Source organism: uncultured Castellaniella sp. (genome assembly GCF_937988725.1).
GTDB lineage: Bacteria > Pseudomonadota > Gammaproteobacteria > Burkholderiales > Burkholderiaceae_B > Castellaniella.
The window spans coordinates 563,780-576,368 of the sequence record NZ_CALKHS010000010.1 but is presented as its reverse complement, the minus strand read 5'-3'; the positions used below and the strand labels follow the sequence as shown (position 1 = coordinate 576,368).

The following is a 12,589-nucleotide window of genomic DNA, read 5'->3' as shown; positions in this document are numbered from 1 at the left end:
AGGGCAGACAATGACGGCAAGCATGCTGATCGCCATGGCCATCGGTTTCGCGCTGTGCGTCCCCATCGCGGTGGCGATCGGGCTGGGCGCGGTGCTGGGCATTCAGGTGGCCGGCATCAATATGCTGCTGGTCGTCAAGGAAATGTACGCGGCCATCAACAAGTTCCCCCTGGCGGCCATTCCTTTCTTCATCCTGGCCGGGAATCTGATGGAGGCGGGCGGCATCTCGGAGCGACTGGTCAATTTCGCCAAGAGCCTGATTGGCGGCATCCAGGGCGGGCTGCCCATGACCTGCGTGCTCACCTGCATGATCTTCGCCGCCGTGTCCGGGTCGTCCATCGCCACCACGTTCGCCATCGGCTCGATCCTGATTCCGGCCTTGATCAAGAATGGCTATCCCACCCCGTACGCCGCGGCCCTGCAGGCCACCAGCGCGGAACTGGGGGTGATCGTGCCGCCGTCGATCCCCATGATTCTTTTTGGCGTGAGCGCCGAGGTTTCCATCGGCGAGCTGTTCATCGCCGGCGTCGGCCCGGGCGTCTTCATCGCAGGCGCCCTGATGCTCTATGTGTATGTGTATTGCAAGATCAAGGGCCTGGGCAAGCATGATGGAGACGGGCGCCTCGGCATCCTCCGGTCCACGTGGCAGGCCGGCTGGGCCCTGTTGATGCCGGTCATCATCCTGGGCGGCATCTACGGAGGCGTCTTCACCCCCACCGAGGCGGCTGCCGTGGCCGTGTTCTATGCGCTGGTGGTGGGCGCCCTGATCTACCGCAAGATCGGCTTCAAGGAGCTCTCGAGCGTGTTGCGCAAGTCGGTGATCTCCAGCACGGTGATCATGTTCATCATCGCCAATGCCGGCTTGTTCGCCTTCCTGATCACGCGGGCCGGCGTGCCGGCCGCGATCGGCCATTGGATAGAGCTCAATATGGATTCGGCCGTGATGTTCCTGATCATCACCAATCTGGCCCTGTTCATGATCGGTATGTTCATCGAGACCAGCGCGGCCGTGATCGTGCTGGCCCCGATCCTGACTCCGGTGGCCATGCATTTCGGCGTGGACCCGATCCACTTCGGCACTATCATGGTGGTCAATCTGGCCTTGGGCATGATCACGCCGCCCTTCGGGGTGAATCTCTTCGCCGCCTGCTCGGTGGCCAATATTCCGCTGGACAGGATCGTGTCCAATCTGGTGCAGTTCGTGGTCGTGGTGCTGCTGTGCCTGGCGGTGATCACCTATTTTCCGGCGTTGTCCCTGACGCTCAGGGATCTGGTCTACGGCTAGCCCGCGCGGCCCCGGAGGGGTCGGGATGCGATCAGAAGCTGCCGGTGCCGTTGTTGTTGACCACGACGAAAAATCTGGCCTCTTCGGTGGGCGAGGCGTTGTCGAAGCGGTGGCGGACGTGGGCCCGGTAGTACACCGAATCGCCCGCGTCCAGATCGTAGGTGGACTCGCCGTGCCAGAGGGTGATCTTTCCCGAGATCACGTAAATCGTTTCTTCGACCCCTTCCTGGTGCGGGGGAAAATAGCCGGAGCTGCGCCCCGGAGGCAGGACGTTCATGGCGAAATCGACGGTGCGCGCTTCGCTGATGGGCGACAGCGACCAGCGTTCGAATCCCGATTTGGGCACGCGGAATACCGGGTGCTCGCCATCGCGCATGACGATGACGTCGCGGGGCGCCACGCCGCCCACCAGCTGGGAAATCGAAATGCCCAGGCCCTCGCAGATCTTGCCCAGGGTGGTGGCGGTGGGCGAGGAGCGCCCGGTCTCGACCTTGGAGAGCATGGATCGGCTGACCCCGCTCAGCTCGGAGACGTCTCGCAGGGTGAGATTCTTTTCTTTGCGAAGTTCCAATAGCCTGTTTCCGATATTGGAGCGCATAAGGGGACCTTTATGAGATTGGGAGCAGGTGGGCCGAGTGAAATTATAGTCGTTGCATGCTTCCTGGTGGCACTATAGTGGACAAGCAGAGCGCATCACGCCCCGGAAACGGAAATCGCCACCGGGCAGGGTGGCGATGAGGCGCGGATTCAGCAGGATAATTCTGGTGGGCCCCCCGAGAGTCGAACTCGGCACCAACGGATTATGAGTCCGCTGCTCTAACCAGGCATGAGCTAGAGGCCCGTGGGCGGCGGGCGCGAATGGCCGGCTGCCGGGAAAGCGGGAATTATCGCATAAGACGCCTTGGTGACGGCCTCGGGCGGATGGTAACCTGCCTGCATCGCTGCTTGGCTCGGGCGTCCTGCGTCGGGCCTGGCGCAAGCAGAACAACAACAGACCAGGGCCGTCCCATGCATCCGATCCTTTCCCGTACTTTGCTGGCAGGCCTGGCCCTGGGCTGGGCCGTCTCGGCATCCGCCGCGCAGGTGACGCGCTTCACGCCCCAGGGCGCGATGGCCCGGATCATGCAGGCGCAGGCGGACTTCGACGCGCCGGCCGTGGCGCTGGGCGATGACGGGGCGGCGGACCCGTACCGGATCCTGTGCGACTCGGATGCGGCCAAGGGCTCGGGCCGCTGGGTGGACCCGCAGCACTGGGTCTATTCCTTCGAGAAGCCGCTGGCGGGCGCCGTGTCCTGCCAGGCGGATCCGAACCCCGATTTCCGGGACCTGCAGGGCCGGCCGCTGGACAGTGGCAAGACCTACGCTTTCAGCACGGGCGGGCCGCGCGCGCAGCTGTCGTATCCCTGGGGCGACCGGATCGCGGAAGACCAGGTGTTCGTCCTGCGCTTCAACACGGCGACGGATCCGCAGTCGATTCTGGATCATGCGCGTTGCGAGGTCCAGGGGCTGGGGGAATCCGTGCCGGTGCGCATCGTCGGCGGCGATCAGCGCGATCAGATCCTGCGCGCCATCGGCTGGGATCGGAACAGCGCCCAGCGCCTGGACGATGCCCGGCTGCTGCAATGCAAGCGTCTGCTGCCGCCCTCGGCCCAGGTGCGCCTGGTGGTGGGGCCCGGGGTGAAATCCGCCGATCTGCCCGGCCAGCCGGGCATGGTCGGCCGGGCGGTGCTGGCGCAGGATTTCAAGGTCCGCGATCCCTTCCGGGCGACGATGAACTGCACCCGCGTCAACGCCCAGGCGCCGTGTTCGCCGCTGTTCCCGATCAGCCTGACGTTTTCCAGCCCGGTGCCGCGCGCGCTGGCCAGCCAGGTCAGGCTGGAAACGCCGGACGGCCCGCGCCAGGTGCAGGCCGATGCGGACGGGGCGGCGTCCGACGCGCTCTCCAGCCTGACGTTCGGCGCGCCTTTTCCGGAACGCGCCACGTTGCGTCTGGTGTTGCCTAAAGACCTGCGTGATGACGCCGGCCGTCCTTTGGCCAATGCCGCCCGCTTCCCCCTGGACGTGTCCGTCGACGCCTTGCCGCCTCTGGTGAAATTCGCCTCCGGACCGTTCGGGATCGTGGAACGCTTCGCCGACGGGACGCCGGCCCAGGAGCTGCCGGCCGTGGTGCCGCTGGCATTGCGCAGGGTCGGGCCGCAACTGCGCACCCGGGACATGATGATCTCCGCCGGGCGGGTGGACGATCATGTGACGACCGACGATGTGCAGGCCTTGCAGTGGATGGCGAAGGTCCAGCGCTTGCAGGATGGGCAGATGACGGCGGGCCAGTTCGCCGACGTGCTGGCGTCGCGCCCCGCGCGCGATGCGAAGCGGGATGAGCCCTTGATCGACGTGCGTTCGCGCTCCGTGTTCGGCCCGCAGGACGCGGCGCGCGCGCTGACGCTGCCGGGGCTGCGGGATGCCGAAGGCAAGGATATCGAAATGATCGGGGTGCCGGTGGCGGCGCCGGGCCTGCACGTGCTGGAAGCCGCGTCCCCCCGGCTGGGGGCGAGGCTGCTGGCGGAAAAGGGCAAGCCGGGCGGCGTCATGTACGTGCGCTCGGCCGTGTTGGTGACGAACCTGGCGGTGCACGTCAAGACCGGCCGCGACGATGCCCTGGTCTGGGTGACGACGCTGGACGGCGGACAACCGGTGTCCGGCGCCCAGGTGGCGATCCTGGGCTGCGACGGCACCCGCATCCGCCAGGGCGAGACCGACGATCGGGGACTCTGGCATTCGCAGGGGGCGGTGCCGACTGACGCCTATTGCGACGGCACGGGGCAGTCGGGCGTGTTCGTGACGGCGCGGATCGCCGCCGATCATCCGGCGGCGCACGGCCAGGCGGACTTTTCCTTCGCCTGGTCCAGTTGGGACCAGGGCATCGAGCCCTGGCGCTTCGACGTGCCGGTCAGCCGGTCGGCGGCGCCGGATCAGGTGGCCCATGCGGTGCTGGACCGGACCCTGCTGCGGGCGGGGGAAACCGTGTCGATGAAGCTGTTCCTGCGCGATCTGACGCGCGACGGGGTGCGCAATCCGCCGACCGATTGCCTGGCGGCCGACAAGCCCGATTGCCTGCCCGGGACGGTGGACATTGTGCACGAGGGTTCCGGCGACGTGGTCAAGCTGCCGTTGAAGTGGCGGCTGAGCCCCAGCGGCGGGCTGTATGCCTTGCTGGATTACGCGATTCCCCGCACCGCGCGGCTGGGACAATACGCCATTCAGCTGGAAGCGGTCGCAGACCGGGACGAGGGTTGGACGCCGACCCTGTACGCCGGCAGCTTCCGGGTCGAGGCTTTCAAGCTGCCCTTGCTGACGGGCTCGCTGAAGATCGCGGCGCAGGCGGCCCCGGCGGGCGCCGCGCCGGGCGGCGATGCGCCCGCGGCCGCCGGCCCCCTGGTCGCTCCGGCAGCGGTGCAGGCCGACCTGCAGCTGGCCTGGCAGTCCGGCGGCCCGGCGAGGGATCTGGATGCTTCCCTGTCGGCGGTGGCGCAGCCTCTGGTTCCCGGTTTCGACGCCTATTCGGATTTCAATTTCGGGGTGCCGGACAGCTTGCGCGACAAGGCGGACCAGGCCTCGTCCGACACGCTGCGCCGCCTGATCCTGGACAAGCGCCCGGTGCGCCTGGATGCGCAGGGCGCGGCGCGGATCGAACTGAAGGATCTGCCCGCCGTCCGGGATCCGCAGTCCTGGCTGTTCGAAGCTTCGTTCGCCGATCCCAACGGGGAAATTCAGACGATTTCACAGACGGCGCAGGTGTGGCCGTCCGCCGTCGTGGCGGGGCTGCAGACTGGCCGCTGGATGGCGCGCCAGGAAACCTCGACCGTCAAGCTGTTGGCCGTGGATCCGCAGGGCCGTCCGCAGGCGGGGGTGCCGATGCAACTGGACGGCCGGGTTCGCACTACGTATTCGACGCGCAAGCGCCTGGTGGGCGGGTTCTACGCCTACGACACGCATGATCAGGTCGCGTCCCTGGGCACATTGTGCCAGGGCGAGACCGATGCCAAGGGGCTGCTGGAATGTCCGGTCAGCCTGGATCGGGAAGGCGAAATCCAGCTGTTCGCCCAGGCGCGGGATGCCCAGGGCCGCGTGTCCCGGGCGGCGACGTCGATCTGGGTCTGGGGCGGCGAGAACTGGTTCGCGGGGGGCGACGACGACCGCATCGACGTGATTCCGTCCCAGGCCAGCTACAAGCCGGGCGAGACCGCCGAATTCACCGTGCGCATGCCGTTTCGCCGGGCCGAGGCCCTGGTGGCCGTGGAACGCGAAGGCGTACTGGAAACCCATGTCGTGTCCCTGGATGGCGATCAACCCGTGGTGCGCCTGCCGGTGAAAGCGGAATGGGGGCCGAACGTCTATGTTTCGGTGCTGGCGGTGCGCGGCCGTATCCGTCACGTGCCCTGGTCTTCCTTCTTCGACTGGGGCTGGCGCCATCCGCTGGATTGGGCGCGCGCGCGCTCGGCCCAGGTCGATGACGCCCCGGCGCCGACCGGGCTGGTCGATCTGGCCAAGCCGTCGTTCCGCTTCGGCCTGGCGCAGATCCGCGTCAGCGGCGACGCCGATCGCCTGAAGGTGCAGGTCAAGGCCGATCACGACACCTACCAGGTGCGCGACACCGCGCAGGTCGAGATCCAGGCCTTCCTGCCCGACGGCAAGCCGGCGGCGGGCGCAGGGGTGGCGTTTGCCGCCGTGGACGCGGCCTTGCTGGAACTGATGGACAACGGCAGCTGGGACCTGCTGGACGCCATGCGCGTCGAGCGCGATGAAGGCGTGAGCACGGCCACCAGCCAGGGCCAGGTCGTGGGTCGCCGGCATTATGGCCGCAAGGCGGTGCCGGCGGGCGGCGGCGGCGGGTTCGGGGCCACGCGGGAACTGTTCGACACCCTGCTGCTGTGGCGCGGCGACCTGACCCTGGACGAGCAGGGGCGGGCGCGGGTCCGGGTGCCGCTGAATGATTCGCTGACGCGGTTCCGGCTGGTGGCCGTGGTCGACCACGGGCAGGGCAGCTTCGGCGCCGGTTCGACCGACATCATCAGCACCCAGGATCTGCAGGTGATCTCGGGCCTGCCCCAGGTGGTGCGCGAAGGCGACCGTTATCAGGCGCGCGTCACGGTGCGCAACCGCACGCAAACGGCGCTGCCGCTGACGGTGTCGGCGCAGGCTCAGGGGGCGGGCGGCGCCGGGCAATCGCTGCCGGCGCAGGATCTGGACCTGGCGGCGGGTTCGTCCGCCACCCTGCAGTGGCCGGTGGAGGCCCCGCTGCTGGGGAGCGATCAGGGCAGCGAGACCCTGCAATGGACCTTTGCGGCGCAGACCCGGCAGGGCAGCGAGCGGGCGGCCGACCGGATCGAGGTGCGGCAGACGCTGCAGGCGGCCGTGCCCGTGACGGTGCGCCAGGCGACTTTGCTGCAGATTCGCCAGGGCGCGCCGCAGCGCCTGCCGGTCGACGCCTCGGCGCAGGCCTTGAAGGATGCCCGGGGAGGGCTGCGCGGCGGGGTGACGGTGCAACTGCAATCCAGTCTCGCAGGCACGTTGCCGGGAGTGCATGATTGGCTGGCGGCCTATCCCTACACCTGCATGGAGCAGCTCAGTTCCAAGGCCGTCGGCATGCGGGACGCGGCGGCCTGGAAGGCGCTGATGCAGCGCTTGCCGGATTACCAGGACGAGGCCGGTCTGCTGACGTATTTTCCCGGCGGGCGCGGCAGCGTGATCCTGACGGCCCAGTTGATCGAAGTGTCGGCGCGGGCGCAGGCGCTCGGCTGGGCGGATGCGCTGCCGGTCCCGGCCCGGGAACGCATGTTGTCCGCCTTGCAGGATTTCGTCCTGGGCCGCCTGGACGAGACCGCCTGGGCGCCGGCGCAGGACCTGTTCTGGCGCAAGCTGATCGCCGTCGACGCCCTGGCCCTGGCGGGGGCCTGGCAGCCGGGCATGCTGGATTCCTTCGCCCTGGACGTCAGCGACTGGCCGACGCCCGCCGTGGTGACCTGGCTGTCCATCCTGCAGCACGTGCCCGGGCTGCCGGATCGCGCCGCCTTGCTGGCGCAGACCGACGCCGTGCTGCGGGCGCGGCTCAGCCGTCACGGCACGTCCCTCGTTCTGTCGGATGCGACGGCGGACCAGGGCTGGTGGCTGATGAGCAACGTCGCGACGGCCCAGGCGCGCCTGCTGATGACGGTCCTGCCGCGTCCCGAATGGCGCGCGGATCTGTCGCGTCTGATGACGGGCCTGCTGTCCCTGCAAAGCGGCGGGGCCTGGTCGACGACGACCGCCAATGTCCTGGGGGTGCTGGCGGTCAACGACTATGCGCGCCAGGAAGAAAAGCAGGCCGGCCAGGGAAGCGTATCGGTGACGCTGGCCCCGGCTCCGGCGCGGACGCTGGCCTGGGCGGACATGCCCCGGGCCGACGGCATCCATCGCCAGGCGCTGGAGCTGCCCTGGCCGCCGTCCCGCCAGGGGACGGTGGACCTGGCGCAACAAGGGGCCGGCAGCGGCTGGGCGACCGTCACGGCCCGGGCGGCGGTGCCGCAGACCCGGGCCGTGGATGCCGGCATGCGGGTGGAACGCACCGTCACGGCGGTGTCCCGCGCCCGTCCTGACCGCTGGTCGGTGGGCGACGTCTACCGGGTCAGCCTGCGCATCCATAGCCGGGAGCCCGTGGTCTGGTCGGTGATCAGCGATCCGGTGCCCGCCGGGGCGTCCATCCTGGGTGGCGGCCTGGGGCGGGATTCGGCCATTGCCGTCCAGGGGGAATCCGGGGATCAGCCGTTCTGGGATCGTCCCACGTTCATCGAACGCGATGCCGGCATGTACCGGGCGTATTTCGAGGTCCTGGACGCCGGCGTCCAGACCCTGGAATACACGGTGAGGCTGAACACGCCGGGCGACTATCAGCTGCCTCCGACGCGGATCGAAGCCCTGTACCAGCCGGATGTGTTCGGCAGCCTGCCCAACGATCCGGTCCGGGTGGCGGCGGATTGATCTCTTTGCGCTACCTGGGCGTCTGGCTGCTGGCGGCGGCCCTGTGGCCGCAGCCAGCGCCGGCGGCGGATCCGGAACTGTCCGCCGGAAACTTGCCGGATTATGCGGCCGTGCGCCAGTCCTGGCGTCCGTCCGACATCCGGGTGCTGGCGGCGGACGGCCGCGAGATCCAGCGCGTTCGCGCGGATTTTTCCGCCCGGCGCGGGGATTGGGTGCCGCTGACCGGTATTTCCGCCGCCTTGCAGCGGGCCGTGATCCAGTCCGAGGACCGCCGTTTCTACGAGCATGGCGGCGTGGATTGGCTGGCCAGCGCGTCGGCGGCCTGGGATGCGGCATGGGGCGACGGCCGACGGGGGGCGTCGACGCTGAGCATGCAGCTGGCCGCCATGCTGGATGCGGACCTGCGACGCGGACCGCAGGGGCGGGGGATCTGGCAGAAGCTGGACCAGATGCAGGCGGCCCGCCGGCTGGAATCGACCTGGACCAAGGCGCAGATCCTGGAGGCCTATCTGAATCTGGCCAGTTATCGGGGCGAGCTGCGCGGCGTGGACGCTTTGTCGCGCGTGATGTTCCGGAAGCGGGCTTCGGGGCTGACGCTGCGCGAATCGGCTCTGGCAGCCGTGCTGCTGCGCGGGCCCAATGCGCCGCTGCCGGTCCTGGCCCAGCGCAGCTGCGCCTTGCTGCGCGATCTTGGGCGCCCGGACGGCTGCGATGGCCTGAGGGATTTCATCGGCCTGTCGCTGTCGCGCGCGCATGCGGCCCGTTTCCAGGCGGAGGGCCTGGCGCCGCATTGGGCCCGCCAGTTGATCCGGGATGGTCAGGTATCGCCCGACGGCGAGATCCGCTCCACGCTGGACGCCGATCTGCAGCGGCTGGCGGTGCGTTCGGTGCGCCGTCACCTGCGGGATCTGCAGGGCACGGGCGTGACGGATGCGGCCGTGGTCGTGCTGGACAACCGGTCGGGAGCCGTGCGGGCCTATGTGGGCTCGTCCGGCGGGCTGTCCGAGGCGGCCGACGTGGACCACGTCCAGGCGCTGCGCCAGGCCGGTTCGACCCTGAAGCCGTTCCTGTACGCCCTGGCGCTGGACGAGCAGCGCCTGACGGCGGCATCCCTGCTGGACGACCAGCCGCTGGATCTGGACGGCGGCGGCGGACTGTACATTCCCGACAACTACGATCACCACTTCAGCGGCTGGGTCAGCGCGCGCGTGGCGCTGGCCTCTTCCCTGAACATCCCGGCGGTGCGCGCACTGATGCTGGTCGGTCCGGACGTGCTGGCGCAGCGCCTGGAGGCCCTGGGCCTGCCGCTGACGCGGGACGGGGATTATTACGGCTACAGCCTGGCGCTGGGATCGGCGGACGTGACGCTGCTGTCCCTGACCAATGCCTATCGGGCGCTGGCGCGGGGCGGAAGTTACGCGCCGGTGCCGATGCGGGCGGCCGGGCCGCAGGCCGGACAGCCCCTGTTTTCGAGAGGCGCCGCCTGGATCGTCGGCGACATCCTGGCGGACCGCCAGGCGCGCGCCCGCACCTTCGGCCTGGACAGCCCCCTGTCCACGCGCTCCTGGGCGGCGGTCAAGACCGGCACCAGCCGCGACATGCGCGACAACTGGTGCGTGGGCTGGTCGGCGGACCATACCGTGGGCGTCTGGGTGGGCAACAGCGCGGGGGCCAGCATGCGCAATGTATCCGGCGTCAGCGGGGCCGGACCGATCTGGCATGATCTGATGGACTGGCTGGCGCGGCCCGCTTCGTCCTCGGGGCCGGCCCGGCCTGCCGAAGTGACCCCGGCGCCGGTGACGTTCGCCGCCGGCCTGGAGCCGGCCCGCACGGAATACTTCCTGGGAGATACCGCCCAGGCGGTGTTCGCTCCGCCCGGCCTGGATTCCGCGGCCGCCGGCCGCCCCAGGATCGCCGAGCCGGTCGACGGCACGTTGATCGCCCTGGATCCGGACATTCCGTGGGACCGCCAGCGCCTGCGGGTGCGGGCGGTCGATGCCCTGTCGCGCCCGGCGTCCGACGTCCGCTGGTTTCTGGACGGCGAGGCCTACGGGACGGGCGCCGCGCCGGACTGGGCGCCCCGACCCGGTCTGCATGTCTTCCAGTTGCGGGATGCCGCCGGCCGGGTGCTGGATCAGGCCCGGGTGACGGTGCGCGCCGGCCCCTGGGCGTCGAACCGTTGAAGGCCTCGGACATATGCGGTCACGAGGCTGCCGCCGAAATATGTCATCATCGGGGCATGAATCAGGAAGCAAGGGGAACCAGACCATGAATTCACCGGAATCCAAGAACCGCCTGCCGTGGCGCTCTCTGCGCGTGGGGCTGCTGGTGCTGCTGGCGTCCGCGCTGGCGGCCTGCCAGACCCTGCCGGGGGCTCGCACGGGGGCGTCCGCGAGGGGATCCAGCTCGGTGACCGGGGATCTGGGCGACTCCAAGCCCGCGCGCGCCGATCCGGTCCGCACCGTGAGCCCCAACCGCGAGGCCAGCGATCTGCGGGTCTTCCTGGCCGACACCCGGCCGCATCCCGGCTGGACGCCCGTGACCCTGAAACCGTCGGGTCTTCTGTATGTGCGCACAGACGCCATCATCGGCCGCGATGACTTGATGGGCATCCAGTCGGCCACGGACCAGGCGGGGGGCGGCGTGCTGGTCCTGATCCTGAAGGACGAGGGCCTGAGCAAGCTGAGGGCCGCCACTTCGGCCAATCCGGGGATGCGCCTGGCGCTGGTCGTCGGGCAGATGATGCTGGCGGCGCCCGCCTATGCCTCGCCCATCCGCGAACAGAAGCTGGCTTTCGGCGTGGGTTCCGCGCACAACGCGGACGTCGCGGCCCGCTCGGTGGCGGGCGTGCCATAGGGCGGCGGATGCCAGGCGGCGTTGCTTTTGAGTCATTCTTGTCTGGTGGGACGATTTTCCGCTTGCCTTGATGTTGTGGATTCGGTGAAAATCTACGCATTGCGTATACAGGAGCCGATCGTGGCCGTTTCCCAACAAGTTTTCCTGCGCGACGCCATGCGCCGCCTGAACCTGACCCGCGACGTGTTCGCCGCCCGCATCGGCGTCAAGCGCCGGGCCCTGGATACCTGGCTGTTGCCGGAAGGTTCCCAGGAATCCCGCGCCATGCCGGAAGTCGTGTCGCGTTTCGTGACCGAGATCGTGGAAAACGGCGCGCTGATGGAAAAGTATGCGCAAAGCGCGCAATCGGGTTCGCTGCGCGACCGCATCGCCATCGACAACAAGCACCAGTTGCTGTCCGTGGATCAGTTCACGCGGGAATCCGTGGAAGAACTATGCCGCGTGGCCGATCTGATGCAGCCCATCGCCCGGCGCCAGAAGGTCTCCCGGGTCCTGGAAGGCGCGGTGCTGGGCAATTTGTTCTTCGAGGCCAGCACGCGCACCCGGGTCAGCTTCGGGGCGGCGTTCTGCCGGCTGGGCGGTTCCGTCTGCGACACGACGGGCTTCACCTTCTCGTCCATGGCCAAGGGCGAATCCATCTACGACACCAGCCGCGTCATGAGCGGCTACGTGGACGCGATGGTGATCCGCCACCCGGAAAAGGGTTCCGTGGCGGAATTCGCCGCCGCCACCAACATTCCGGTGGTCAACGGCGGCGACGGCGCGGGCGAACACCCCAGCCAGGCGCTGCTGGATCTCTACACCATCCTGACGGAGTTCTCCCGCCTGGGCAAGTTGCTGGACGGCGCGCACATCGTCATGGCGGGCGACCTGAAATACGGCCGGACCGTGCATTCCCTGATCAAGCTGCTGGCCCTGTACCGGGGGCTGAAATTCACCCTGGTCTCGCCGCCGGGGCTGGAGATGCCCGACTACCTGCTGGAGACCGTCGGCAAGAACGGTCATGTGATCGAACAGACCCATGACCTGGCCGCCGGCCTGAAGGGCGCGGACGTGGTGTATGCGACCCGGGTGCAGAAGGAACGCTTCAGCGGCGAGAACATGGAAGGCTATACGGCCGACTTCCAGGTCAACCGGGCCATCGTCGATGCCTGCTGCGGGCCGGACGTGATCGTCATGCACCCCCTGCCGCGCGACAGCCGCGAGGGCGCCAACGACCTGAGCACCGACCTGAACCATGACTCGCGCCTGGCGATCTTCCGCCAGACGGACAACGGCATCCCGGTGCGCATGGCGATCTTCGCGGTGCTGCTGGGCGTGGAAGGCCTGGTGCAGCATTCCCTGCGCGACGTGACCTGGGCTCCGCCGTCCCACATCGGGCCCGACGACAGCGTGTTCCACGGGATGTATTGATCGCGGCGCATCCACCTCGTG

Annotated in this window: 6 protein-coding genes and 1 tRNA gene; 5 read left to right on the top strand and 2 right to left on the bottom strand. The window is 68.8% G+C overall.

The window, feature by feature from the left end:
• Window positions 1-10 precede the first annotated feature (10 nt).
• Window positions 11-1,285 (top strand): TRAP transporter large permease, encoded by a 1,275-nt coding sequence (locus tag Q0263_RS13165; protein ID WP_298016918.1) that lies wholly within the window; start codon window positions 11-13, stop codon window positions 1,283-1,285.
• Window positions 1,286-1,316: 31 nt separating this feature from the next.
• On the opposite strand, the gene Q0263_RS13160 is transcribed toward Q0263_RS13165, so the two are convergent.
• The gene (locus Q0263_RS13160; RefSeq protein ID WP_298016915.1) at window positions 1,317-1,856 is read right to left on the bottom strand and encodes an XRE family transcriptional regulator; all 540 of its coding nucleotides are present in this window, start codon (window positions 1,854-1,856) and stop codon (window positions 1,317-1,319) included.
• A 191-nt stretch (window positions 1,857-2,047) separates the two neighbouring features.
• Window positions 2,048-2,126 (bottom strand) — tRNA-Ile (locus tag Q0263_RS13155).
• Window positions 2,127-2,293: 167 nt separating this feature from the next.
• On the opposite strand from Q0263_RS13155, the gene Q0263_RS13150 reads away from it, so the two are divergent.
• The 4 genes from Q0263_RS13150 (at window position 2,294) to Q0263_RS13135 (ending at window position 12,568) form a co-directional block, all read left to right on the top strand.
• The gene (locus tag Q0263_RS13150) at window positions 2,294-8,299 is read left to right on the top strand and encodes an MG2 domain-containing protein (protein ID WP_298016912.1); all 6,006 of its coding nucleotides are present in this window, start codon (window positions 2,294-2,296) and stop codon (window positions 8,297-8,299) included.
• Complete coding sequence (gene pbpC / locus Q0263_RS13145; RefSeq protein WP_298016909.1) at window positions 8,296-10,482, top strand: penicillin-binding protein 1C; 2,187 nt, start codon at window positions 8,296-8,298, stop codon at window positions 10,480-10,482. Before Q0263_RS13150 ends, pbpC begins: the two co-directional genes overlap by 4 nt.
• An 85-nt stretch (window positions 10,483-10,567) precedes the next feature.
• Window positions 10,568-11,155: a hypothetical protein gene (locus Q0263_RS13140; protein ID WP_298016906.1), complete on the top strand. Its 588-nt coding sequence runs from the start codon at window positions 10,568-10,570 to the stop codon at window positions 11,153-11,155.
• A 120-nt stretch (window positions 11,156-11,275) separates the two neighbouring features.
• The gene (locus tag Q0263_RS13135) at window positions 11,276-12,568 is read left to right on the top strand and encodes an aspartate carbamoyltransferase (RefSeq protein WP_298016904.1); all 1,293 of its coding nucleotides are present in this window, start codon (window positions 11,276-11,278) and stop codon (window positions 12,566-12,568) included.
• Window positions 12,569-12,589: the final 21 nt, after the last annotated feature.

What these genes read in the sequence shown, in the direction of transcription:
- Q0263_RS13140 (WP_298016906.1), top strand. Translation starts at nt 10,568, where the DNA reads ATGAATTCACCGGAATCCAAGAACCGCCTGCCGTGGCGCTCTCTGCGC.
- Q0263_RS13165 (WP_298016918.1), top strand. Translation starts at nt 11, where the DNA reads ATGACGGCAAGCATGCTGATCGCCATGGCCATCGGTTTCGCGCTGTGC.
- Q0263_RS13150 (WP_298016912.1), top strand. Translation starts at nt 2,294, where the DNA reads ATGCATCCGATCCTTTCCCGTACTTTGCTGGCAGGCCTGGCCCTGGGC.